We start from the raw sequence: 23,289 nt of genomic DNA on the forward strand, positions 1-23,289 counted from the left end.
ATGGCGCTCACCCTGGAGCAGATCCGCCGGGACGTCGCCGACTCCCTCGGCGAGGACCCCACCGACATCCCGCTCGACGAGAACCTCGTGGATTACGGACTGGACTCCGTCCGCATCATGGCGCTCGTCGAGCGCTGGCGCCGCGAACACGGCGTCGAGGTCGGCTTCGTGGACCTCGCCGAACGCCCCGCCATCGACGCCTGGGCCCCCCTGCTGGGAGCCGGCTCGTGACGGTCCTCCTCACCGGCGGCGCCGGGCCCGGAACCGGCGCCCCGCAGGCCGTACTGCCGCTGACCGCGGCACAGTCGGGCATGTGGTACGCACAGGCCCTCGACCCGCTCAGCCCCGCCCAGAACACCGCGGAGTGCCTGGAGATCGACGGGGTGCTCGACCCCGACCTCTTCGCCCGCGCCCTGCGCCTGGTGACCGCCGAGGCCGACGCGCTGCGCGTCCGGATCGAGGACACCCCGGACGGGCCGCGCCAGCACGTCCTGGACGGTGTCGAACTGCCGCTGACCGTACGGGATCTGCGCACCGCGGACGACGGCGAGGAGACGGCCGAGCGGTGGATGCGCGCCGACCTCGCGGAGCCCTTCGACCTGGCGGCCGGTCCGCTCTTCCGGCACGCCCTGTTCCGCGTGGGTGAGCAGCGCTGGCTGTGGTACCAGTGCATCCACCACCTCGTCATGGACGGCTTCGGATACTCGCTCCTGGTCCGCCGTACCGCCGAGGTGTACACCGCCCTCGCCCGGGGCGAGGAGCCCGGCCCACGGACCTTCGGACGCCTCGCCGACCTGGTCGGTCAGGACGACGACTACCGCGCCTCGGCGGACTTCACCGCCGACCGCGCGCACTGGTCCGGCGCCTTCGCCGACCGGCCCGAGGCGCCGCGGCTCGCGGGCCGCGGCGCGCTGCCCGCACGGACGTTCCGCCGCCGCACCACCTGTCTTTCGCCCGAGACCACCGAGGGCGTCCAGGGACTCGCCACCCGGCTCCGCGCCACCTGGCCCGACGTCCTGATCGCCGCCAAGGCCCTGTACACCTCCCGCGCCACCGCCCAGTCCGACGTCGTGCTCGGGCTGCCGATGATGGGCCGCATGGGCTCGGCCGCCCTGCGCGTACCCGGCATGGTCATGAACGTCCTGCCGCTGCGGCTGACCGTCTCCGCCGACGCGACCTTCGCGGAACTGGTCCGGCAGGTGGTGCTCGGCATCCGCCGGGCCCGCCGCCACCAGCGCTACCGCTACGAGGACATCCGCCGCGACCTGGGACTGCTCGGGGAGGGCCGGGCCCTGGTGGGCCCGCTCGTCAACATCATGCCCTTCGACTACGGCGTGGCGTTCGCCGGTGCACCCACGCGCGCCCGGAACCTCTCCGCCGGGCCCGTCGACGACCTGACCGTCAACGTCTACGACCGCGCCGACGGACACGGTCTGCGCATCGACCACGACGGCAATCCCGCCCTGTACGAGGACGCCGGACTCGCCGCCCACCAGGAGCGGTTCCTGCACCTGCTGGACCGGCTCGCCGCCGCCGACCCGCACACCCCGCTGGCCGCGCACGGCATCGCCACACCGGCCGAACACACCGTGGTCGTCGAGGAGTTCAACCGGACGGACCGGCACCTCCCGTCGACCACTCTCATCGGCCCCATCGAGGCACGCGCCGTCCGCACCCCCGCCGCCACCGCACTGGTGCACGGCGACACCTCGCTGAGCTACGCGGAGCTCAACACCCTCGCCAACCGGCTGGCCCGCCATCTGCAGACGCTCGGCGCCAGGCCCGGCGCCGTGGTGGCGGTCTCGGTGCCGCGTTCGGCGGAGCTGGTCGTCACCCTGCTCGCCGTGCTGAAGTCCGGTGCCGCCTATCTGCCGCTCGACCCGGACTATCCGGCACAGCGTCTCGCCGGCATGCTGGACGACGCCGCGCCGGTGTGCGCCGTCACCGACCACGCGACGCGGCTGCCGCAGGACACCGGGACACCGCTCGTCGTCCTGGACGGTCTCGATCTGGCCGGCTACCTCCCGGTCAACCCGGGGCGTGCGCTCACCCCCGCACATCCCGCCTACGTCATCTACACCTCCGGCTCGACCGGGCGTCCCAAGGGCGTCGTGGTCTCCCACGCGGCGATCGACAACCGGCTGCGGTGGATGCAGGACACCTACCGGCTGACCGCCGCCGACCGGGTGCTGCAGAAGACCCCCTCGTCGTTCGACGTATCGGTGTGGGAGTTCTTCTGGCCGCTGCGCGAGGGCGCGGTGCTCGTCGTCGCCGAGCCCGGCGGCCACAAGGACCCCCACTACCTGGCCCGGCTCATCAGCGAACAGGCCGTCACCACCTGCCACTTCGTTCCGTCGATGCTCCAGGTCTTCCTGGCCGGGGCGGACGCCGCCGCATGCGGCTCGCTGCGCCGCGTCTTCTGCAGCGGCGAGGCGCTGCCCCGCGACACCGCGCACACCTTCGCGCGCACCCTGCCGCGCGTCGAGCTGCACAACCTCTACGGGCCGACGGAGGCCGCCGTCGATGTCACCTACCACGCCTGCGCGGCGGACGACAGCGGTGCGGTGCCCATCGGGCGGCCGGTGTGGAACACCCGGCTGTATGTGCTCGATGCGGCGCTCCAGCCCTGCCCGCCGGGCGTCCCCGGCGAGCTGTACCTGGCCGGCCGGCAGCTCGCCGAGGGCTATCTGCACCGTCCCGGACTCACCGCCTCCCGGTTCGTCGCCGACCCCTTCGGACCGCCCGGCAGCCGCATGTACCGCACGGGCGACCTCGCCCGCTGGACGCAGAAGGGCGAGGTCGAGTACCTCGGCCGTACCGACCACCAGGTGAAGCTGCGCGGCCAACGCATCGAACTCGGCGAGATCGAGGCGGCGTTGACGGCGCAGGACGGTGTGGACGGTGCCTGTGCGCTGGTCCACGAGGACCGCTCCGGCGAACAGCGGCTCGTCGGCTATGTCACCGGCGGTGCCGCTCCCGAGGCCGTGCGCGCCGGGCTGGCCCGCACACTGCCGGAGCACATGGTGCCGGCCGCCGTCATCGCCCTGGACGCCCTGCCGCTGAGCCCCAACGGCAAGCTGGACCGCCGCGCACTGCCCGCCCCGGTCTTCACCGGCGGCCGGGACGCACGGCGACCGGCCGGCCCCCGCGAGGAGACCGTGACACGGCTCTTCGCCGAGGTGCTGGGCCTCGAACACGCCGGACCGGACGACGCGTTCTTCGACCTGGGCGGCACCTCCCTGCTCGCCGTACGGCTGGTGGCGCGGATCCGTGCGGCGTTCGGCTGCGAGCTGACGATCGGCTCGCTCTTCGAGGCGCCCACCCCGGCCGCGCTGGCCGCCCGCCTCGACAGCTCCGGCCCCGCGTCCGAGGACGCCCTGGACGTCGTGCTGCCGCTGCGCACCACCGGCGACCGGCCCGCACTGTTCGCGTTCCACCCCGCCGGTGGCCTCGCCTGGTGCTACGCGGGCCTGGCCGCCCGCCTCGGACCCGACCAGCCGGTGTACGGGATCCAGGCCCGCGGCCTGGTCGGCGACGAGCCGCTGCCGGATGCCTTGTCGGAGCAGGCCGCGGACTATGTGCGCCACCTGCGCGCCGTACAACCGCACGGCCCCTACCGGCTGCTGGGCTGGTCCGTCGGCGGCATCCTGGCGCACACCGTCGCCGTGCTGCTCCAGGAGGCCGGGGAGACGGTCGAACTGCTGGCGCTGCTCGACGCGTTCCCGGCCGAGCAGTGGCGGGAGCGGCCCGCGCCGGAGGAGGGCGACGCGCTCACCGCGGTGCTGCGCATGGCCGGCTACGACCGCACCGACGAGCGCACCCGGGACGATGTCCTGGCGACCCTGCGCCGGGCGGGCAGCCCGCTCGCCGGTCTCACCGACCACACCCTCTCGAAGATCGTCGACATCGTGCCCAACCACGCGCGGATGATGCGCGCCCACCACCACCGCGCCTACCGGGGCGACCTGCTGTTCTTCACCGCCGCCGCACCGCGCGCCGAGGACTGGCTCACCCGCGAGGCATGGCGGCCGCATGTGAGCGGCACGATCGCCAACCGCGATCTGGACTGCACCCACCCGCAGCTGATGCAGGACCGTCAGCTCGACGAGATCGCCGCCGTCCTGGCGGCCCGACTGAAGGAGCTCGACGCATGACCGCCCGCTCCGCGCCGTTCGACCCGGGGCCCGACGGCCACGCCACCCACCTGGTCCTGGAGAACACCCAGGGGCACCTGTCCCTGTGGCCGGCCTGGCGGGAGTCCCCGGAAGGCTGGACCGCCCGCTTCGGCCCGGCCCCGCACGACGCGTGCACACGGCTGGTGGCGGCGGACCGGCCATGAACGGCGCGGCGGCGGTACGGCGGTGGCCGCACTCCGGGCCGCCGCCGGATCCGGCGGAGCTGTCACCGGGGCCGCGGCTGTGGCTCGTACCGGCGCCCGCAGCGGGCGCACCGCTCGATGTGTCCGTACTGGACGAGGGGGAGCGGGCCCGGGTGGCGGCGCTGCGCCGGCCCGCCGAGCGTGCGCTGTACGCCGCCGCGCACAGGGCGCTGCGCCGGCTGCTGGGCGGTTGTCTCGGCATGGCGGCGGCCCACGTGCCGCTGACCCGGCTGCCGTGCCCGGGCTGCGGCGGCCCGCACGGCCGCCCCGCCGTGGCCGGTCCGCCCGGAGAGGAACTGCACTTCTCCCTCTCCCACTCGGGCGGGCCGGCGTTGCTGGCCTTCGCCGCCCGGCCGGTCGGCGTGGACATCGAGCGGGTACCCGGGGCCGGGACGGTCCGGGACGCGGCGGCGTCCCTGTACCCCCTGGAGCAGGCCGAGTTGGCGGCCCTGCCGCCGGTGTACCGACCGGCCGCCTTCACCCGCTGCTGGACCCGCAAGGAGGCCTGTCTGAAGGCCACCGGCGCGGGCATCTCGGAGGCGTCCCTGCGCACGCTCCGCCTGGGCACCGGCCCGCTGCCCGCCCGGAGTCCGGGCTGGGCGCTCACGGACCTCCGGGTCCCGGCGGGCTATGCGGCGGCCTGCGCGGTGCGCGAGGCGGCTCCGTCGGGGGAGAGCAGGCCCACCAGACCGTCGGCCAGTTCGGTGCGCCAGCACAGGTAGTCGTGGCCGCCGTTGAACTCACGGTAGACGGCGTCGTCGTAGCCGGCGGCGGTGAGGGTTTCGCGCAGCCGCCGGGCGGCGGGGAGGGCCACCCACTCCTGCTCACCGAAGGAGAGCCAGAAGCGCACGGGCAGCCGTGGCGCGGCCGCGAGAGCGCCGGTCAGCCACTCGGCCTCCGGGCCGTCGGGCCACCAGAACGAACCCGACTGGGCCAGCGCGTTCCCGAAGCGGTGCGGTGCCGAGTACGCCGCGTAGGCCGCGGTGAGTCCGCCCAGGCTCTGCCCGGCGATCACGGTGCGGGCGGGGTCGCCGGTGACCGGCACCCGCCCGGCCGCCCAGGGCAGCAGCTCGTCCGTGAGGAAGGCGACGAACTCCGGACGGCAGCTCAGCTCCGCCCACCGGGTGCCGGCGTCGACGGAATCCGGCAGGACGGCGGCGAGCGGGGGAATGCGGCCGTCGGCGATGAGGTTGTCCAAGAGGTGCGCGACGCCGAGCCGGGGCTGCCAGTGTTCCCCGTCGAGCAGCACGAGAACGGGCAGCTCCGCCGTCTCCCGCGCCCCGCCCGGCGGTTGGTACAGCCAGACCCGGCGATCGCTGCCGAGGTGCCCGCTGGACACCTGGTGTTCGCTGACGGTGCCGCGGGGGACGCCCGGCCGGGGCGCCCAGTCCACCGCGTCCGGGGCCCCGGACAGTTCGGCGTAGCAGACCGGCTCACCGCCCCAACGCCGCGGCAGCCGACGGGCGTTGTACGGGTCGGCGCGGCCCTGGGTGCGCAGCCGGCGCCAGTAGTCGGGGCTGTCCGGTCCGGGCCCGTCGCCCTCGTCGACGAAGAGGTCGTAGGTGCCGCGCCAGTCGTGGCGCAGGCGGACCGTCCAGTGCCAGATGTCGGTGCCGGGGGCGCGGGCCATGAGATTGCCCTCGGGGTTCCGTGGGTCGGCCAGCTTGTTCGGCAGCACCTGGACGGCGCGGGTCCGGGCGTCACCGCGCCACAGGAACGTCACCGCGACGTGATCGGCGCGGCCCGCCGGATCGGGAGCGACGAGCGGGGTGCCACGGCGGCGGACGTCGGCCCAGAACTCCTCGGCCCCGTCCGGAGAGGTCAGCGCAAAGCCCGGCTCCGGGAGCCACGGCAGCGCCTCGGGGCGCGCCAGCCGGGGCGGGCGGTTCGGGGCGTCCTGCGGCGGCACGGGCATGGAAGGCACTCCGGACAAGGGGACGGATGACTTAGGGTTACCTTACTTCAGACTCGGGAGTCGCTCCCGGCGCCCGCCCCGCAGACACTGCACACCACCGGTCTCCGGGGCCGGGTGCGGGCGCGATCGCCGGCCCGACCCACCGCCCGGAGGCCGTCACGGGCCGGAGGGGGCCGGCCGCTGACGGAGGCCCCCCGCCCCCCCCGGTACCCCGTTCAGCTGCCGAGCAGAGCGATCAGACCGTCGGCCAGCCCGCCGCGCCAACAGGCGTGGTCGGGCCCTCCGCTGAACTCCTGCCAGGTGACGGTGTGACCGCAGCGGTCCAGGAGGTCGTGGAGAGCGGGGCCCGGCACCTTCGCGACGTCCTGCCGGGCGATGTCGAGGTGGATACGGACGCCGTCCCGGTGGGGCGGGGCGAACCACTGCGACGGCCAGGACGGCTCGTCGTGGGCGGTCCCGGGGCTGCCGGGGAGCCGATCACGCCGTGGGCGGGCAGCAGGGGACCGGGCGCCAGGAGGCCGGGCCGCGGCGGGGCGGGGCGCGGGGGACTGGGCCAGGGCGCTGCCGAACCGCTCGGGCCGGCGCAGGCAGGTGTGCACTGCGGCGGTGCCGCCGAGGCTCTGCCCGGCCACTACGGTGCGCCGGGGGTCCGCAGTGACCGGCCAGCGTGCGGCCGCCCAGGGCAGCAACTCGTCGGCGAGGAAGTCGGCGTAGCCTTCGTGGGTGTCGTGCACGTGCCACCAGGCGACCGGACCGGACGTATCGGGTGCGAGCACCAGCAGCGGCGGAATGCGCCGTTCGGCGAGGAGCGCATCGAGCGTATGGGCCAGACCGAGCGCGCCGAACCACAGCTCCCCGTCGGGCAGTACGAGAACATCCAGGGGGCCGGCCGCTGTGCCGGACGGCGGCCGGTACACCCAGGTGACGTGCTGGTCACCGAGGGCGGCTCCGGGGCTGCGGTGCCGCTCCACGGTGCCACGGGGGGCGTCCGGGCGGGGCTCCCGCCAGGGTTGAGGCGGGGATAACGGCAGCTCGAAGAGGGAACTGCCGGCCGACCGCCCACGACCGGGCAGTGGCATCCGGTTGTGCGGATCGGGCGCCGCATGGGCGGCCAGCCCCCGCAAGCGGGCGCGCAGGGGTTCCTCCGCGCTGGGCAGGGGGCCGGGTGAGATGTCGGCGACCAGGCGGTAGGAGCCCCGGTGATCGGCCCGCAGACGACGGGTCAGGTACCAGATCTCCGTGCCGGGCAAGGGCGCGAGGAGTGAACCGGCGAGGTCGTCGGGGTCGGTGAGCCCGTTGGCGAGCAGCAGAACCTGACGGGTGGCGCGGTGGCCGCGCCACAGGAAGGTCACCGCCCGGTGGTCGGGATCGTCGTCGAGGGGCTCGATGAGCGGAGTTCCCTCCCGCTCGACCCTGGTCCAGAACTCGGCGGTCAGTGCGCTGTGTTCGGCGGGCCCGGTCTGTTCGAGCCGGTGGGTGAGCCGGGTGAGACGAGGGCTGACAATGGTGTACGGCACGGGCTCGGCGGCGTCCGCGGGCGCCGTGACTGCGGCGGAAGCGGTGCGGCTCACCTGAACGTGCTCCGTGTGCGCTGCGGCTCCCCGGGCAGCGGGCGGGCCGTCGGCAGGATCACGGACCCGGCGGGAGCGGTCCGGTCCCTCAGGGGAAGTTTTCGCGGAGAGCGGTGGATTGCGTATCGATGTGTCATGTGGGGGAGGGCATTCCGGTCGGAGGTGTGGTGTGCGAGCGGAGCGGTACGTGGTCGGTACCGGGTGATGCGGACGGGCCGGCGGGCGGCCGGCCCGGTCGTACGGATCTGGCGGCCCCCAGGCCCCAGGTGCCGTGCGCCCGGCGGGCCGGGTCCCGCCCACCCTCGGGCGGGGCGGGCGGGACCCGGCGCGGCTCCGGACCGAGCCGCTGGGATCGGGTCGTCAGCGCCCGAGGGAGAACCGGTGCAGGACGTCCTGGCCCTCGGGACCGGAGCCGGACTTGGCGACCACGAACGCCGCGCCGTGGGCCACCTGGACGTGGTTGGGGTTGGCGCCGGTGGTCAGGGTGTCGACGACGGCGCCCTTGCGGGGGTCGACGACCGTGACGGTGGCCGTGGTGCGGTTGGCGACCAGGATCCGGCCCGAGCGCGGGTCGGCGGCGACGGCCACTGCGCCCGCACCGGTCGGCACGCTCCTGGTGACGGCCCCCTTGCGCAGGTCGATCACCGAGACGGTGCCGGCGGCCTGGTCGGCGGAGTAGGCGGTGCGGCCGTCCTTGGATAGGGCTATCGAGAGGGGGCCGTCTCCGGCCGGGATCAGGCGCGGGCCCGTGGCGCGCGGGGCGATCTCGATGATCCGGTCATTGGCGAGGTCGGTGGCGTAGGCGGCACCGGACCGCTCGTTGACCGCCAGACCCGCGGGGCTCGATCCCGCGACCGTTACCCGCTTCTTCTCCTTGTAGGTGCGGGTGTCGAAGGCGACGACACTGCCGTCGCCGAAGCTGCTCGCCCAGGCCAGGTTGTGCTTCTCGTCGACGACGACCTCGCGGGCATGCTTGACGCCGGGCAGCGTGGCGAGGTGCTTGCCGGTGCGCTGGCTGTAGACGGCCACGGAGTTGTCGCGGGTGTTCGTCGTCCAGACGGTGTTGTGCTCGTCATCGACGGCGACGCCGTAGACCGCCTCGACGGCGCCGGTCTCCGGGTTGGTGACCGGCGGCGTGTACGTCGCCTTGACCTGCAGGGTGCGCGGGTCGACCTTCACCAGACTGGAGTTGGTGACCGGCGGTCGGCCCACCGAGGACGTGGCCCAGAGGACATGGTTCCGCTCGGAGTACGCGGACTGATACAGGCCTTTGGCAACCGGCGCGGACTGGGCGACCGGGCCCGACGTTTTGCCGGAGTGCGCCGTCGCGGTGTCGGCCAGGGCAAGAGCGCTGCCGGCGGCGAGGCTCACGGCGATCGCGGCAGTACGGCGGATGCGGTAGGCGAGTGAGGTCATGTGGCGTCAGTCTCCTTGACAGAGGCGCCTCACGGAGAGGCGATCAGCGACTAACTTAGCTTAGGCTTACCTAACATGCACTCCGATATGGCCCGCTGTTTTCTGCGCATTTCTGGCGGCTGCGGGAGGGTGTCTTGCCGCCGCCTTCCCCCGTCGCCGACCAGCGCCCTCAATCCCCCTACTGGCGGCACCTTCACCAACGGGAGCGCTTTGCCACCTTGGGAGTTGATGAGCGACCGCCGCGACGGCTCCGGGGGCACCCAGGTCATCCAGGACACCGGCACCGGCGGCAGCTACCCCAGCTCCACCGACCGGGTCGTGTGTCAGGACGTTTGGTTGGGCCGCATCGACCCTCGCTGGCTCACGGCATGATCGACCAGGCGCTGCACATGGCTCAGTGGCGGGCTTCGTGGATGATGCGATCGGCGCTCTGCTCGGGAGTGAGGGCCGCGGTGTCGAACCACCAGCCGGCATCGCCGAGTTCACGCTTCATGTCGGCGTCGAGTTCTTCATAGCCGTCGAAGTCGAACCGCTCGCGTGGATCCCGGATGGTGTTGCGGTACCGGCACACCTCGATGCCCGGTGCAAGAACGACGAACAGGACCTGGCGAGCCGGGAGGAGGGAGACGAAGAAGTCCAGCTGCTCGCGGGTGGGAATCACCCAGTCGATCTCGGGCGTGAACTTGCGGCGGAGACCGGTCAGTTGTCTCCGCGGAGGGTTCGCGCCAGCACGGAGCGGTGGGTCGGTTTCGCGTCGCGGTAGCGCTTGTGGCCTTCGTCGGTGAGGATGACGAAGATGCCGCGGCGGTCGAGGTCACACATGACGCGCTCGACGAGGCTGCCCCGTTCCAGCCTGGCGACCAGGCGGGATGCGGCGCTCTGGCTCAGGTGCACCGCCTGGGTGAGGTCCTGGCCCCGGCACTTGCCGTGGTCGGAGGAGACGAGGAGTTCGAGGGCTTCGAACTCGCTGACACTCAGACCGTGCTGCGCCTGTAGCTCGTGCTCGAGAGCATTGTGCACGGTGGCGTGAAGGGCGAGGAGCCCATGCCACTCGTCGACCAGTTCCTGCTCTGAGCCACCCATCATGAAGCCAAGATAACATGCGGCGGCATTTGATGCACAAAGATTAAATGCACTTGCATTCGATGCGCGTGCATGTGAGAGTCGCGGCATGACTTCCTCCGCGCCCCTGTCCGCCTCCACCTCCACGTGGAACGCCAAACTCTGGGGAGTCCTGCTCACGGTCTCCCTCGTCATCGGCCTCGACGCGCTCGACGTCTCGATGGTGGGCGTCGCCCTCCCCTCCATCCAGGCAGACCTGGGCCTGTCCACCAGTGCGCTGCAGTGGATCGTCAGCGGCTATGTCCTCAGCTACGGCGGGCTGCTGCTGCTCGGCGGACGCGCCGCCGACCTGCTCGGACGCCGCCGGGTGTTCCTGACCGCGGTAGCCGTGTTCGCGGCCGCCTCCGTGCTCGGCGGTCTGGTCGACGACGGAACCCTCCTCATCGCCACCCGCATACTCAAGGGCATGGCGGCGGCGTTCACCGCGCCTGCCGCGCTGTCCATCGTCACCACCACGTTCGCCGAAGGGCCGGCGCGCAACAAGGCGCTGGGCGTCTTCTCCGTCTTCGGGGCCAGCGGCTACTCGGCCGGCCTGGTGCTCTCCGGCCTGCTGACCCAGGTCGGCTGGCGGTGGACGTTCTTCCTGCCGGTACCGATCGCCGTGATCGCCTGGATAGCGGCCAACCGCCTGCTGCCCAAGGACGGCCCCCGCTCCTCCGGTGGCTATGACATCCCCGGCGCGATCACCTCGGTCGGCGCGATGCTGCTGCTCGTCTACACCGTCGTCGAAGCGCCGGAGGCCGGCTGGGCCGCTCCGAACACACTCATCCAGTTCGCCATCGCCGCGGTGCTGCTGCTCGCCTTCCTCGTGATCGAACGCCGCAGTGCGCATCCGCTGGTCCGTCTCGGCATCCTCCGCTCGGGCTCGCTGGCGCGGGCCAACCTGGGCATATCCGTGTTCTTCGGCGGCTACATCGGCTTCCAGTTCGTGGTCATGCTCTACTTCCAGTCGGTGCTGCAGTGGTCGGCGCTCCAGACCGCGCTCGGCTTCCTTCCGGCCGCGGCGATCGTGGCCTTCGGCTCGCCGCGGATGGATCCCCTGATCGAACGGGTCGGCACCTCGCGCACCATCGCGGGCGGTGTCATCGCCCATCTCATCGCCTACGTACTCTTCCTCGTCATCGACCGGGACGCCCCCTATGTCGTCGGTGTGCTGCCCAGCATGATCCTGCTCGGCATCGGGTTCACCCTGGCCTTCGCGTCCTTCAACATCCAGGCCACCGCCGGCATCCCGGACCACGAACAGGGCCTGGCCGGCGGCCTGCTGAACACCTCCACGCAGGTCGGCGGCGCGATCGGACTCGCGATCGTCACGGCCGTCCTCACCGCCGGAGGTGAAGGCAAGACCGGCCCCGACGCCCTGCTCGCCGGCTTCACCCCGGCGCTGCTCACGATCACCGTCCTCTCGGCGATCGGCCTGCTCATCGGACTGTCAGGAGTGCTCGGACGGCGCAAGACCGACACGGCGACGGTCGAGCCGGCGCCCAGGCCGGTGGACGAGCCGGAGCTCGCCCTCGTCGACTGACCGGACCGGTCCTGTCACGGCGCATCCCGGTGTGGCACCAGCCATGACCGGGATGTGCCGTTCCGGGCCCGCATCCGCGTGTCCCACCTGCCGGCTCCGTCATTCGGTGGACGGTGATCAGGCCGGGACCGGTTGGCTCCGGTGACCGGCCAGTTGTTGGGTGTAGCGGCGCAGGAGGAGCAGGGCAGTGGTGGCCAGGCCGGTGAGCAGGCCGAGCCAGATGCCGAGGGTGGCGAGGTCCAGAGCGTAGGCGAGGAGCCAGGACGCGGGGAGTCCGACGGCCCAGTAGCCGATGAGGGTGATGCGGAAGCCGCTCTTGGTGTCGTCGAGTCCTCGCAGGAGTCCGACGCCGATGTTCTGCGCGCAGTCGAAGAACTGGAGGACGGCGGTGACCATGAGCAGGTGGGTGGCGATGCCGAGGGCCTGCTCGGAGCCGGAATCGAGGAAGGGGAAAAGGACGACCCGGGGCACGGACAGGTAGGCGATACCGACGAGGGTCATGACGGCTGCCGCGCAGGCCAGCGCGGTGTTCTTGAGGCGGCGCGCGTCGTCGGTACGGCCGAGGGCGAGTTCGCGGCTGACGTTGATCGAGGCGGCGTGGGAGATGCCGACGGCGACCTGGAAGACGATGTAGACCAGCTGGTTGACGGCGGTGTGCGCGGCGAGGGCGGCGGGGCCGAAGGAGCCGGCCATCAGCGCGGTGAGGGAGAAGAACCCGGCCTCGGAGCCGTAGGTCGCAGCGATCGGCACACCGAGGCCGACGAGCCGCAGGGAGGTGGCCCTATCGGCTTTGGCCGCGTTGAGGCTGAGCAGGGGCGCCAGTTGGGCGTCCTTCTTCGCCGAGAGATAGAGGGCGAGACAGGAGAGGAGGTGGACGGTGGACGTGGCGACGCCGATGCCGGTCAGGCCCAGCCGGGGCAGTCCCCATGTGCCGTGCAGGAAAACCCAGTTCAGACCGGCGTTGACGGCTATGGAGGCGAGGGTGATCTGCAGCAGGGCCTGGGGGCGGCGCATACCGACGGTGAACTGGCGGATGGCCTGGAACCACAGGCAGGGCAGCAGACCGGGGGCCAGGGCGAGCAGCATCGCCCGGGTGCGTTCGACGACGGAGGCGTCCTGGCCGAGCCAGGTCAGGGCCTGACCGATGAGGAGCATGAGAACGGCTCCGGCGAGCCCGGCGAGCGTGGCGAGAACCAGGCTCGCGCGAACGAGCGCACGGATCTCCGCGTGCGCCGCTTCTCTTTCCCCCTCCGTCGCTCCTTCACTGGGGGGCTCGGTCGCGTCTGCCGTGAGTTCGGTGCGGGCCGCCGCGGTGGCGACCTGGTTGCCTACCGAGGTGAGCAGACCGACGCCCATGGTGCGCAGCTGGTTGAAGATGACGAGGGCCAGGCCGCCGGCGGCGAGTTCCTCGGTGCCGAGCAGGCCCATCATCACGGTGTCGGTGGTGGTCAGGGCGACCTGGGCGAGCTGAGTGAGGATGAGGGGGACGGCGAGCGCGGCCAGGGCGCGGCTGTCGCGGAGGAGAGTGGTCGGCATGGCGGCTATCGGTTCCTCCGGAGCTTGGTGAGGAGCTCGTCGGTCTCTCGCTCCGTTGTGGGGGCGAGGAGACCACGGGCGCGCATCCACTCGTCGTTGAAGACGGTGTCCAGGTACTTCTCGCCGCCGTCATTGATGAGGGCGACCATGGTGGTGCCGGGCGGCAGCGAGGGCAGCCGGGACAGTGCCACGTGGACGACTCCGCCGGCGGAGCCCCCGATCAGCAGGCCGGTGCGGGCGACGGCGCGACAGGTCGCGAACGCCTCGATGTCGCCGACCTTGACTCCTTCGTCGATGAGGTCGAAGTCGACCAGGGCGCCGATCTCCGCCCCCTCGGGGGTGCCGGTGCCGGACTGGTAGTAGTCGTGGGCGGGCCCGCCGAACGCGATCGACCCCTCGGGCTCGACGCCGATGGTGTGGAACGACGGTATGAGGGTGCGCAGTTCGCGGGCGGTGCCGCAGAGGGCGCCACCTGTGCCGACCGAGCCGATGAGGACATTCAGCCGGCCGTCGAGGGCCTCGTTCAGTTCGTGGGCGACGGGGAAGTAGCCGACGCCGTTGCTGGGGTTGTGGTGCTGCTCGGTGAAGACGGTGTTGTCCTGGCTGCGGGCCAGGTCCTCGGCGAGCTCTTCCCGTGCGGCGGTGGCGAGTTCTTCCGTACCGTTGTTACTGACGTGGACGAGTTCGGTGCCCAGGGCCTTCATGGCGCGCAGTTTGTCCGGACAGGCGTGGTGGTCGACGACGGCGGTGAAGGTGTAGCCGCGTTCGGCGGCGATGACGGCGAGCCCGAGTCCGGTGTTGCCGGAGGTCGACTCGATGATGCGGCCGCCGGGGCGCAGTGCGCCGCGTGCCTCGGCATCGAGAATCATCTGGCGGGCCATCCGGATCTTCGCCGTGCCGGTGGGGTTGAACATCTCCAGCTTCAGCAGCAGACGGCTGCCGGTCTCGGAGACGGCGAGTTCCAGTAGCGGGGTGTGGCCGATGAGGTCGGATATTCGGGAGACCACGCTGGGGCGCTGAAGTGCTCCGGGCATCGAACTCTCCTGTGAAGGGGCGTACGGGCATCGGCCCGGGGTCAGTACGGCCGCCGGTCCAGCCGCCAGCGGGGACGCGGGCGTTCGGTGTGGTCGATGACGACCTTGGGGGGCAGGGGCAGGTCGTGGAAGGACGACTCGTTGGAGTCCATCTGGTAGCCGGCGGTGTTGGGGTAGACCAGGAGGTCACCGGTGCGAGGACGGCGCGGGAAGGCGATCTTCCGCCAGGTGAGCAGGTCCGATTCCAGGCAGGTGGCCGCCCCGACGCAGGCCGGATAGGTGCCGGCGGGGACGTCCGGGGCGTGCGACAGCAGACAGGGATCGGGCAGGTACTCGCTGTTGAACCACTGCTCGGACAGGCTCAGGCTGGTGCCGTCGACGGTCAGCAGCTGGTAGCCCGCGCGGTCCTTGACCCCCTGGATCCGGAACACGGTCGCACCCGCCTTGTCCAGCAGGGCTCGGCCCGGCTCCATCAACAGCGTGACACCGGAGCCCTTGAACAGCTCGGCCAGGCTCCGGCGGTGCCCTTCGGGCCGCGCTCCGAGCAGCACCCGCAGTGCTCCGGACTCGGCGGTCGGGGAGTGGTACGGGTAGAAGTCACCGGCGGTGAACGACTTGCCCGCGTGGTAGTGACCGCTGTGCTGCTCCGCGAGGAAGGCGTACCAGCTCTCGGCGTCGGTGTAGCTGACCGGCAGGCCGCCGCCGATGCTGATCCGGCCGGCCGCCAGCCCCAGAGCGCGGGCCTTGAGGCACCGGTCGATCAGGGCTCCGGCCAGGTCGGCGCGCGGCTGCACGGCGTACCCGGACAGATGGAAGCTGAAGCCTTCCATCCGCACCGCGCCACCCGCCCGCACACAGCGGTCCAGGGCGGTGTCCAGTTCGGCGTCGTTCATGCCGAAGCGGCTGTGCGGCTGGCCGGGCGGCAGGCAGCGCAGCAGCAGCCGGGCCGGACGAGCGGTGCCGGCCGGCACCGTGGCGAGGACCGCGTCGAGTTCATCGAGCGCGTCCACGGCGACCAGCGCGCCCTGCCGTACCGCCAGACGCAGCAGGGCGCCGTCCTTCGCCGGGCCGGTGACGACGAGGTGCTCCCCGGGCACCCCGCCTCCGAGGGCGTCGCGCAGCTCACCGGCCGAGGCCACATCGACCCCCGCACCGTTCGCGGCGCAGCGTTCGCTCCACACGGTGGCCTTGTTGGCCTTCTTCGCGAAGTACACGAACCCGTCCACGCCCGCTGTCTCCAGTACGGACCGCATGGCCCGGAGGTTGCTGTCGAACGCGTCGGGCAACAGGAAGTGGAACGGGCCGCCGAGGGCGTAGGAGAGTTCCTCCAGCAGCCCGCTGTCCAGCACGGCGCGGGTGGCGGGGTCGGGCAGGGCGGGCAGCGTCGGCCAGGAGGATGCGCTGCTCACCGCCACAGCGCGACCTCGGTCCCCAGGCCCTGTGCCAGTGCGAGCTGCGCGAAGCGGTGGCCGAGGGCGATGTCGGTGACGACCAGGCCGCTGTTGTACGCGAAGATCCATTCCGTGTCCGAGCGGCGGCCGGCGGCGCTGCCGGCGAGAACGGGTGGGAACTCGGCGTCCACGGCCGGGAGTTTGCCGTCCGCGTCGGCCATGTCCAGGCCGGTGATATGCATCTGTGCCTCGCTCGTGGCGATGACCCGGTCGGCCCGGTGGAGCGTCGAGGGGGCGAGTCCATGGCCGACGAGGACGGACAGTGCGCCGGGCCTGAGCCAGTCGGCCTCGACGGCGGCGGGGGTGTGGGAGCCGGCGGTGGCGACGAGGACATCGGCGTCCGCGGCGGCGGCCCGCAGATCGTCGACGAGCTCGACCTCCCGGTCGGGAAAGTGGTCGCGCAGCCGCGCGCGGACCGCGGCGATGCCCTCGGGGTGGGTGCCGGACAGCATCAGCCGGTCCAGGTCCGGCAGGGTGGTGAGCAGGAACGGCAGGGCGAGGCGGCCCTGGGTTCCGGTGCCGATCACCAGCGCGCTGCGGGCGCCGGGCGCCGCGCATTCGCGGGCCAGCAGTGCGGAGACGGCCGGCGTACGCAGTGACCCGATCCGGGAACAGTCCATGAGCGCCACCGGCAGTCCGGTGCGGTCGTCGTAGAGCGTGAGGGAGGTGTAGTAGTGCTGCTCGGCACGGCCCTTGTCCAGGCCGTGCTTGTAGGAGGTCTTGATCGCGACGACATCACGGGAGCCGTCCCGGCCCAGCATCGCGTAGGAGACCGAGTGCCCGTCCGGTGGCTTGACGGTCAGTTTGCGGGGGTTGTCGGACTGTCCGGCGTGCAGGGTGCGGTAGGCGCCCTCCACGGTGGCCACCACATCGGCCAGGGAGATGTCTATCCCGGCCAGATCCGTGGTGGACAGGAACCGCAGGTGCTGGTCGTCGCCGGATATCGGGGGGTCGGCGGGGGCGGTGATCGAGGTGTCGGTCATCGGGTGGTGCCTCCGTTCCGTGGACGAGCTGTCAGCTGGTGGGGGCTTCGAGGGCGGCCTGACCGTAGCCGTGTTCACCGGCTTCGGCCAGGGGGCGGCTGCGGCGCCCGGGAACGCGCACGGAGGCACGCTTGAGCCACCGGTCGCTGCCGTCGTAGCGGGCCTGGAAGGGCACCCGGCCGTGCACGACCAGGTCGTTGTCGACGACCAGGACCTCGCCGGGGGAGAGGCTCACCGCGACGGATACGCGGGCGAGTTCGGCGGTGAGCCGTCCGTAGGCCGCCCGGTAGGGCCCGTCCGCCTCGTCGAGCGGTGTGTACGCCGGGTCGAAGCGCAGGGTCGGTCCCTCCTCGGCCGCGAACAGCGTGGGGACCGCGGGCGGCGTCTGTCCGGCGTAGCCCTGCGCCTCGGCGTACGCGTCATCGGGAAGGATCGGCACCACCGCACGCGAGAGGACACCGAGGTCCTCGTCGGTGAGCCGGGCCTTGCGGATGCTGGCGGCGGTGGTGGCGATGCCGTCGGGGTTGCGCACACAGCCGAGCATCAGCAGATGTGCGCGGCGGGGGTGGAAGGCGTCCTCGGTGTGCGGGCTGAGGAGCACGGTGCTGCTGGCTCCGGTCTGCTCACTCTCGCGCCCGGCAGAGGGGACGATGTTGTGGACGAACCGGCCGTCCTGCTGGCCCTCCCACGCGAGGGGGTTGCCCATCACCGAGGCGAGCAGCAGCAGTTGGAGGTCGAAGGGGGCACCGCAGCCGTCGGCGGTGGCCCAGCTGGAGGGGGTCGGCCCGATGGCGTCGTCGTCGACATCGAGGCCCCGCAGCACGAACAGGCCGTCGGCGGTGTCGACGGGCCGGCAGTGGTGCCGGAGGGTGTCGTCGAACCCGGCGGCCGCCTGTGCAACTTCAGTCAGGAGGAGGGGAGTTGCGGTGGACGCGCCGAACTCGGCGAGTATCTTCTCCGCGGTCCGGCGGAGCTCGCTCGCGGTGCGGTCATCGAGCGTGCGGACAGGTGCGGCTGCCGTGCTCATGGCGAGAGTCCGTTTCCGTCGTGAGACAGGGAAAGCGCCTCTGCCGGCAGCCGTGGGGGCGGGGCGCTGCGGATCCGTAACAGGCAGGACTGAGCGGCCGCCCGGAGGCGGCTGATGTGGTGGCTGACCGGCGAACGGGCTGAACATTAGGCGCCGACCTTAGGCAAGGCAACCCTTACTGGTGGGTCCGGTTCACTTTCGGGCGTTTGCCTGATGCAACGTCAAAAACAAGGCGGCAAAGCGCAGTTGGATACACAATCTGCCCCGAGTGCTGCCGTTCGATCATCTGTTCGTCGGCGCGTGACCCCTTGCAGCAAGGACTGTCATTAGGGTAGGCACACCTAAGCACCCCCCAGTCGCCCCCGAAGCGGATCGAGGACGTACGTGGACATGAACAGGCGTCAAGTGCTGTGGGCCGGTGGAGCGTTAGGTGCGGCGGCGCTGTTGGCCGCATGCTCGGGCAGCGGGGGGACCTCGACCGAACCCGCCGCCGCGGGCGGCAAGCCCAAGCGGGGTGGCACGCTCCGGGTCGGCGCGCTCGGCCGCGCCTCGGCCGTCACCCGTGATCCGCACAGCGTTCAGACCAACGAGAGCGACTACCTCATCGTCGCCCTCGTCCACGACACCCTGACCGCCCCCGGAGCCAAGACCAACACCGTCCCGCGGCTGGCCTGGCGCTGGCAGGTGTCGGACGACCTGAAGACCTGGCGCTTCACGATCGCCAAGGGCGCGAAGTTCCACGACGGCAGCCCGGTCACCGCCGGGGACGTGGCCTGGTCGCTGCGCCGGCTGCGGGCCACCCCCAACGGTGCCTCCCGACTGCCCGGCATCAAGGCCGAGAACATCCGGGCCGAAGGCGCCGACACCGTCGTCCTGATCTCCGACTACCCCAATGCCGAACTGCCCCAGCTCACCCGCCTGACGACCTTTGTGCTCAAGAAGGGCACCAAGGACAAGGAGATCGGGACGGCGCCCGGCTCCGGCCCGTTCAAGCTGGACTGGTTCCGCTCCGGCAACGCCCGGCTGGTGCGCAACGAGGAGTGGTACGGCGGCGAGGTCCTCCTCGACGCCATCGAGGTCAAGATCTTCGAATCCCCGCAGGCGATGGCCAACGCACTGCTCGGAGGCCAGATCGACGTCGCCTCCAACGTCGGCGCGGTGGCGGCGCGTACGGCCGAGCAGCGCAAGGACGTCCAGATCATCCGCCGCCCCGACGACATGGCGATGCCGATCGTCATGCGCACCACCGGCGGACCGTTCGCGGACGCGAAAGTGCGGGAGGCGCTCCGGCTGGCCGTGGACCGCGAGGCCATGGTCAAGCAGGTGCTGTCCGGCTACGGCGCCGTAGCCAACGACATTCTCGGGACCGGCGACCCCGCCTACGCCGCCGCCATCCCGCAGCGCACCCGTGACCTCAGCAGGGCCAGGTCCCTGCTGAAAGCGGCGGGCTTCGACACGTCCAAGACGTACAAGCTGCTGACCACCGAGGACGTCTCCGGGCTCACCGAGTCCGCGACCCTGTTCGCGACCCAGGTCCGCGAGGCCGGGGTGAAGATCGACGTGGTCAAGCAGGAGTCCGCCACGTTCTGGGACAAGACCTGGCTCCAGGGCGATCTCTACACGACCTACTGGGGCACCAACGACTCCGTCGTCTTCTTCGCCAGCAAGACGATGTTCTCCGCATCGGCCACGAACGAAACCGGCTGGAAGAACGCCGAGTTCGACGCGGCGTACCGCAAGGCCATCGGCACCAGGGACGCGGCGAAGCGCGCCACAGCGCTCAAGGAACTCCAGCGGATCGAACATGACACATCCGGCTACCTGTTGTGGGGCATGGCCGACGGCATCGACCTGGCCGCCGCCCCGGTGCGCGGTCTGCCCACCCTGCCCGGTTACGGCCGTGTGCAGCTTGAGCGGGCATGGCTGGCCCGCTGAGCGGTACGGCGCGGGAGCCGGCGACCGGACCGGACGGGGAGCCGACGGCCGTCCGTCCGGTCCGGCCCGTGCTGTCCGCGGTCCTGCGCACGGGCGGTCTGCTCGCCCTGCCGGCCCGCCGGATGCTGCTGCTCGCCGTGCTGCTCGCCGCCGTCTTCGCCGCCATCGAACTGCTGCCGGGCGACGCCGCCACCGCCACCGCGGAGCGCGGTGAGAGCCCCGCCGACCTCGGGCACCGGCGTCACCTCCTCGGCCTCGACCGCCCGGTCCTGACCCGCTTCGCCGACTGGATGACCGGCCTGCCCACCGGCGACCTCGGCACCTCCGCCCACGGGGAGGCGGTCGCCGGTCTTCTCGCCCGCCCCTTCCCCAACACCTTGCTTCTGGGCGGACTCGCCCTGCTGGTGACCCTCGTGGTCTCGCTCGGACTCGGCTGCCTGGCGGCGTTCAAGCCCGGCCGCCTCACCGACCGGGCCGTATCGGCCACCGCCACCGGCATCCTCGCGCTGCCCGAATTCGTGGTCGCGGTCGCCCTCGTCCTGGTCTTCGCCCTGTGGGCCGGCTGGCTGCCCGCCGTCACCCTCACCGGCGCTGACGGCGCACCCGCGTCCTGGCCGATGCTCGTGCTGCCCGTGGTGGCGCTGTCCGTCCCGCAGATCGGCTGGAACACCCGCATCGTGCGCGCGGCCCTCGCCGACGAGGCCAAGGCCCCGCACATGGAGACCGCGCTGATCGACGGGCTGCCGCGGCACCGGATCTTGACCCACCACCTGCTTCCCGGCGCGCTGCCCACCATCGCGGCGGGTCTCGCCACCTCGACCGGCATGCTGCTGGGCGGCGCCGTCGTGGTGGAGACGATCTTCAACTACCCCGGCATCGGCGGGGTTCTGGCCGGAGCCGTCGCCGACCGGGACAGCCCGGTCGTCGCGGGCGTCGTCGCCGTCACCGGAGCCGTCATCACCGGGGTACTCCTGCTCGCCGACCTCGTACGTGCCTGGGCTTCCGGAGGCCGCATATGACCGCCCCGCACCCGACCGCCCTCGAACAGCCCATCCGCCGGCGCCGCTCGCGCGGCCTCGTTCTGCGCACCCTTCCCGCGCTCCTGCTCATCACGGCCGCCGCCACCGGGCCGTGGCTCCACCCGCACGCCATCGATGCCCCCGTCACCGCTCCGTACTCCGAGCCGGGTGGTGGCGCCCCGCTCGGTGGCGACCATCTCGGCCGCGATGTGCTCACCCGTGTCCTCGCCGGGGGCCGCGAACTCATCGTCACGTCACTGCTGGTCGCCCTGCTCGTGACGGTGGTGGCGGCCCTGCTCGGCGCGCTCGGTGCCCTGCGGCCGACCGTCGGCCGGATCGTCGAACGCTCCGCGGACGTCCTGATGCTGCTGCCCGCCGTACTCGGCATCCTCCTCCTCACCCTGTCGTGGCCGGGCGGCGGACGCTTCGCGGTGATCGCCGCCGCCGTCGTCATGGGCGTGCCCTACGCGGTGCGCCTCGTCGCAGGGGCGGCGGCGCCCGTCGCGGCCTCCGGCTACATCGAGGCGGCGGCGGTCGGCGGAGAGCGACTGTGGCACCTCGTCGTACGGGAGGTCCTGCCCAACCTGCGGGCCACCCTGCTCGCCCTCTTCGGGCTGCGGTTCGTCGCCGCCGTCTACGTCGTCGCCACCGCCGGCTTCCTCCAGGTGGGCCCCCAACCACCCGCCGCCGACTGGGCATTGATGATCCGGGAGAACGCGGGCGGCATCGTCCTCAACCCCTGGGGCGTACTGGCCCCCAGTCTCGCCATCGGCCTCCTCGCCATGAGCGTCAACCTCGCCGTTTCGGCACTCGTCCCGCAGACCGGCCGGAAGGCGGTGACCGCACTGTGAACCACATGCCAGGCCGGTACCCCGAGGACCGTGCACCGTCCACCGAACCGGCGGTGACCGTCACGGACCTCACGATCACTGCCCCGGACGGCCGTCTGCTCCTTGACGGCGGCAGTCTGGAGGTCCGCCCCGGCCGTATCACCGCACTCACCGGTCCCTCCGGCTGCGGCAAGACCACCCTGTTGCGCGCCGTGGCCGGCGTCCTGCCGCCAGGGACCCGGCTCACGGCCGGCTGTATCGAAGTCCTCGGCCGGGACGTGCCGGCGCTGGACGCCACCGCACTGCGCAGCCTGCGCCGCCACCGTCTCGCCTACGTCGGGCAGGACCCGGGCTCAGGTCTCAATCCCCGGATGACGGTCCGCCGCCTGCTCGCCGAAGTCGCCGCGGACCGCAGCCCTCAGGCACTGCGCGACCTGATCTCCGAGGTCCAACTCCCCACCGAGAACGGCATTTTGGGACGCCGCCCCGGAGCGCTCTCCGGTGGCCAGCAGCGCCGCGTCGCCCTCGCCAGGGCACTGGCCCGCCGCCCCGCCGCACTGCTCCTCGACGAGCCGACCGCCGGTCTCGACCCGGAGCTGCGCCACGAGATCGCCGCACTCCTGCGCCATCTCGCGGACCGTCACCAGCTCGCCATCGCACTGTCCTGCCACGACGCGGACCTGGTCTCCCGGCTGGCCGACGACGTCGTGGACCTCTCCAGCGGCGCGCCCGCACCGCCACCCCTGCCACGCACCACCGACCGGCCGCTCCCCACCGGCGCACCCACGCTCACCGTCTCCGGTCTGCACGCGGCCTTCGGACGACGCGGCCACCGCACCCCCGTCCTTCACGACGTCGGCCTCGCCGTGCCGGCCGGGTCCAGTACGGGCATCGTCGGAGCCTCCGGCTCGGGCAAGACGACCCTGGTCCGCGCCGTCGTCGGACTCCACCGGCCCACCAGCGGCTCCGTCACCCTCGACGGAGTACGCCTCGCCCCCACCGCCCAGGGCCGCACCCGCGAACAGCGCCGACGCCTCCAACTCGTGCCGCAGGACCCGCTGGGCACCCTCAATCCGAGCCGTACGGTCGGCGCGACCCTCGGCCGGCCGCTGCGTCTGCACCGGCGCGCCACCCCCGACCAGGCCCCCACCCGTGTCCTGGAACTCCTCGAACAGGTCGGCCTCCCCGCCCACTTCGCCGACCGCTACCCCCACGAACTCTCCGGCGGCCAGCGTCAGCGCGTCTCCATCGCCCGCGCGCTCGCGGCGGACCCCAACGTGCTGGTCTGCGATGAAGTCACCTCCGCCCTCGATGCCGGGACGGCCTCCTCGATCATGGACCTGCTGGATGACCTGCGCGACCGCCGCGGCCTCGTCCTGGTCCTCATCAGCCACGACCTCCGCCTCATGGCGAGCAGAACCGACTCCCTCCTCGTCCTCTCCGAGGGCCGGGCCGTCGAATCCGGCCCCACTCCGCGGATCTTCACCTCCCCGGCCCACCCGGTGACCGCTGCCTTGGTGGCGGGCGCGGCCCAGCCGGCATGAACC

At 72.2% G+C, this 23,289-nt stretch carries 20 protein-coding genes; 10 read left to right on the top strand and 10 right to left on the bottom strand.

What is annotated here, in order from left to right:
* Genes SLV14N_RS34925 through SLV14N_RS34940 form a run of 4 tightly spaced genes read left to right on the top strand, consistent with a single transcriptional unit; the run spans position 1 to position 5,100 of the window.
* Positions 1-231 (top strand): phosphopantetheine-binding protein, encoded by a 231-nt coding sequence (locus SLV14N_RS34925; RefSeq protein WP_018091629.1) that lies wholly within the window; start codon positions 1-3, stop codon positions 229-231.
* Positions 228-4,154, top strand: coding sequence for an amino acid adenylation domain-containing protein (locus SLV14N_RS34930; protein WP_263272520.1), 3,927 nt, complete (start codon positions 228-230; stop codon positions 4,152-4,154). Before SLV14N_RS34925 ends, SLV14N_RS34930 begins: the two co-directional genes overlap by 4 nt.
* Positions 4,151-4,339 (top strand): MbtH family NRPS accessory protein, encoded by a 189-nt coding sequence (locus tag SLV14N_RS34935; RefSeq protein ID WP_208686571.1) that lies wholly within the window; start codon positions 4,151-4,153, stop codon positions 4,337-4,339. The genes SLV14N_RS34930 and SLV14N_RS34935 overlap by 4 nt, the downstream gene beginning before the upstream one ends.
* A complete protein-coding gene (locus SLV14N_RS34940; RefSeq protein ID WP_263272521.1) occupies positions 4,336-5,100 on the top strand; it encodes a 4'-phosphopantetheinyl transferase superfamily protein in 765 nt (254 codons plus the stop codon). The genes SLV14N_RS34935 and SLV14N_RS34940 overlap by 4 nt, the downstream gene beginning before the upstream one ends.
* Here the strand turns inward: SLV14N_RS34940 and fes are convergent.
* The 3 genes from fes to SLV14N_RS34955 form a co-directional block, all read right to left on the bottom strand.
* Positions 5,007-6,293 (bottom strand): enterochelin esterase, encoded by a 1,287-nt coding sequence (fes, locus tag SLV14N_RS34945; RefSeq protein WP_263272522.1) that lies wholly within the window; start codon positions 6,291-6,293, stop codon positions 5,007-5,009. The two genes, SLV14N_RS34940 and fes, sit on opposite strands and share 94 nt — an antisense overlap.
* A gap of 215 nt (positions 6,294-6,508) precedes the next feature.
* Positions 6,509-7,864 carry an alpha/beta hydrolase-fold protein gene (locus tag SLV14N_RS34950; RefSeq protein ID WP_263272523.1) on the bottom strand — a complete coding sequence of 452 codons (1,356 nt, stop codon included), beginning with the start codon at positions 7,862-7,864 and terminating at the stop codon, positions 6,509-6,511.
* Between the two features lie 360 nt (positions 7,865-8,224).
* Entirely contained in the window at positions 8,225-9,280 is a 1,056-nt protein-coding gene (locus SLV14N_RS34955) for a YncE family protein (RefSeq protein ID WP_263272524.1), read from the bottom strand.
* A gap of 228 nt (positions 9,281-9,508) precedes the next feature.
* On the opposite strand from SLV14N_RS34955, the gene SLV14N_RS34960 reads away from it, so the two are divergent.
* Complete coding sequence (locus SLV14N_RS34960) at positions 9,509-9,652, top strand: hypothetical protein (RefSeq protein WP_263272525.1); 144 nt, start codon at positions 9,509-9,511, stop codon at positions 9,650-9,652.
* 22 nt (positions 9,653-9,674) lie between these two features.
* On the opposite strand, the gene SLV14N_RS34965 is transcribed toward SLV14N_RS34960, so the two are convergent.
* Together SLV14N_RS34965 and SLV14N_RS34970 are read right to left on the bottom strand one after the other, a co-directional pair.
* Complete coding sequence (locus tag SLV14N_RS34965; RefSeq protein WP_259670606.1) at positions 9,675-9,941, bottom strand: hypothetical protein; 267 nt, start codon at positions 9,939-9,941, stop codon at positions 9,675-9,677.
* A 38-nt stretch (positions 9,942-9,979) separates the two neighbouring features.
* Positions 9,980-10,366 (bottom strand): MarR family winged helix-turn-helix transcriptional regulator, encoded by a 387-nt coding sequence (locus tag SLV14N_RS34970; RefSeq protein WP_263272526.1) that lies wholly within the window; start codon positions 10,364-10,366, stop codon positions 9,980-9,982.
* Between the two features lie 85 nt (positions 10,367-10,451).
* On the opposite strand from SLV14N_RS34970, the gene SLV14N_RS34975 reads away from it, so the two are divergent.
* The gene (locus SLV14N_RS34975) at positions 10,452-11,927 is read left to right on the top strand and encodes an MFS transporter (RefSeq protein WP_208686581.1); all 1,476 of its coding nucleotides are present in this window, start codon (positions 10,452-10,454) and stop codon (positions 11,925-11,927) included.
* A gap of 117 nt (positions 11,928-12,044) precedes the next feature.
* On the opposite strand, the gene SLV14N_RS34980 is transcribed toward SLV14N_RS34975, so the two are convergent.
* The 5 genes from SLV14N_RS34980 to SLV14N_RS35000 are packed head-to-tail and all read right to left on the bottom strand — an operon-like array spanning position 12,045 to position 17,958.
* Positions 12,045-13,463, bottom strand: coding sequence for an MATE family efflux transporter (locus tag SLV14N_RS34980; RefSeq protein WP_263272527.1), 1,419 nt, complete (start codon positions 13,461-13,463; stop codon positions 12,045-12,047).
* Positions 13,464-13,468: 5 nt separating this feature from the next.
* The gene (locus tag SLV14N_RS34985; RefSeq protein WP_263272528.1) at positions 13,469-14,497 is read right to left on the bottom strand and encodes a cysteine synthase family protein; all 1,029 of its coding nucleotides are present in this window, start codon (positions 14,495-14,497) and stop codon (positions 13,469-13,471) included.
* A gap of 41 nt (positions 14,498-14,538) precedes the next feature.
* Positions 14,539-15,912, bottom strand: a complete 1,374-nt coding sequence (locus tag SLV14N_RS34990; RefSeq protein WP_263272529.1) for a Y4yA family PLP-dependent enzyme — start codon at positions 15,910-15,912, stop codon at positions 14,539-14,541.
* On the bottom strand, positions 15,903-16,931 hold the full coding sequence (locus tag SLV14N_RS34995; RefSeq protein ID WP_208686588.1) for an ornithine cyclodeaminase family protein: 1,029 nt from the start codon (positions 16,929-16,931) through the stop codon (positions 15,903-15,905). The genes SLV14N_RS34990 and SLV14N_RS34995 overlap by 10 nt, the downstream gene beginning before the upstream one ends.
* A gap of 31 nt (positions 16,932-16,962) precedes the next feature.
* The gene (locus SLV14N_RS35000) at positions 16,963-17,958 is read right to left on the bottom strand and encodes a TauD/TfdA family dioxygenase (RefSeq protein WP_208686590.1); all 996 of its coding nucleotides are present in this window, start codon (positions 17,956-17,958) and stop codon (positions 16,963-16,965) included.
* Between the two features lie 390 nt (positions 17,959-18,348).
* Here SLV14N_RS35000 and SLV14N_RS35005 point away from each other — a divergent pair, with 390 nt between their 5' ends.
* The 4 genes from SLV14N_RS35005 to SLV14N_RS35020 are packed head-to-tail and all read left to right on the top strand — an operon-like array spanning position 18,349 to position 23,286.
* Entirely contained in the window at positions 18,349-19,893 is a 1,545-nt protein-coding gene (locus SLV14N_RS35005; RefSeq protein WP_259670607.1) for an ABC transporter substrate-binding protein, read from the top strand.
* Positions 19,878-20,912 carry an ABC transporter permease gene (locus SLV14N_RS35010; RefSeq protein WP_208686594.1) on the top strand — a complete coding sequence of 345 codons (1,035 nt, stop codon included), beginning with the start codon at positions 19,878-19,880 and terminating at the stop codon, positions 20,910-20,912. Before SLV14N_RS35005 ends, SLV14N_RS35010 begins: the two co-directional genes overlap by 16 nt.
* On the top strand, positions 20,909-21,763 hold the full coding sequence (locus SLV14N_RS35015) for an ABC transporter permease (RefSeq protein WP_263272530.1): 855 nt from the start codon (positions 20,909-20,911) through the stop codon (positions 21,761-21,763). The genes SLV14N_RS35010 and SLV14N_RS35015 overlap by 4 nt, the downstream gene beginning before the upstream one ends.
* The gene (locus tag SLV14N_RS35020) at positions 21,760-23,286 is read left to right on the top strand and encodes an ABC transporter ATP-binding protein (RefSeq protein WP_208686598.1); all 1,527 of its coding nucleotides are present in this window, start codon (positions 21,760-21,762) and stop codon (positions 23,284-23,286) included. Before SLV14N_RS35015 ends, SLV14N_RS35020 begins: the two co-directional genes overlap by 4 nt.
* The last annotated feature ends 3 nt before the right edge of the window (positions 23,287-23,289 follow it).

It is taken from the genome of Streptomyces sp. Je 1-4 4N24 (assembly GCF_026239515.1).
Classification (GTDB): domain Bacteria; phylum Actinomycetota; class Actinomycetes; order Streptomycetales; family Streptomycetaceae; genus Streptomyces; species Streptomyces nigrescens.

Bases quoted from the DNA above. Each gene is read 5' to 3' on its own strand.
- fes (WP_263272522.1), bottom strand. From the start codon at position 6,293: ATGCCCGTGCCGCCGCAGGACGCCCCGAACCGCCCGCCCCGGCTGGCG.
- SLV14N_RS34995 (WP_208686588.1), bottom strand. From the start codon at position 16,931: ATGACCGACACCTCGATCACCGCCCCCGCCGACCCCCCGATATCCGGC.
- SLV14N_RS34975 (WP_208686581.1), top strand. From the start codon at position 10,452: ATGACTTCCTCCGCGCCCCTGTCCGCCTCCACCTCCACGTGGAACGCC.
- SLV14N_RS35000 (WP_208686590.1), bottom strand. From the start codon at position 17,958: ATGAGCACGGCAGCCGCACCTGTCCGCACGCTCGATGACCGCACCGCG.
- SLV14N_RS34940 (WP_263272521.1), top strand. From the start codon at position 4,336: ATGAACGGCGCGGCGGCGGTACGGCGGTGGCCGCACTCCGGGCCGCCG.
- SLV14N_RS34985 (WP_263272528.1), bottom strand. From the start codon at position 14,497: ATGCCCGGAGCACTTCAGCGCCCCAGCGTGGTCTCCCGAATATCCGAC.
- SLV14N_RS34960 (WP_263272525.1), top strand. From the start codon at position 9,509: ATGAGCGACCGCCGCGACGGCTCCGGGGGCACCCAGGTCATCCAGGAC.
- SLV14N_RS34955 (WP_263272524.1), bottom strand. From the start codon at position 9,280: ATGACCTCACTCGCCTACCGCATCCGCCGTACTGCCGCGATCGCCGTG.
- SLV14N_RS34980 (WP_263272527.1), bottom strand. From the start codon at position 13,463: ATGCCGACCACTCTCCTCCGCGACAGCCGCGCCCTGGCCGCGCTCGCC.
- SLV14N_RS34935 (WP_208686571.1), top strand. From the start codon at position 4,151: ATGACCGCCCGCTCCGCGCCGTTCGACCCGGGGCCCGACGGCCACGCC.
- SLV14N_RS35010 (WP_208686594.1), top strand. From the start codon at position 19,878: ATGGCTGGCCCGCTGAGCGGTACGGCGCGGGAGCCGGCGACCGGACCG.
- SLV14N_RS34925 (WP_018091629.1), top strand. From the start codon at position 1: ATGGCGCTCACCCTGGAGCAGATCCGCCGGGACGTCGCCGACTCCCTC.
- SLV14N_RS35005 (WP_259670607.1), top strand. From the start codon at position 18,349: ATGAACAGGCGTCAAGTGCTGTGGGCCGGTGGAGCGTTAGGTGCGGCG.
- SLV14N_RS35015 (WP_263272530.1), top strand. From the start codon at position 20,909: ATGACCGCCCCGCACCCGACCGCCCTCGAACAGCCCATCCGCCGGCGC.
- SLV14N_RS34970 (WP_263272526.1), bottom strand. From the start codon at position 10,366: ATGATGGGTGGCTCAGAGCAGGAACTGGTCGACGAGTGGCATGGGCTC.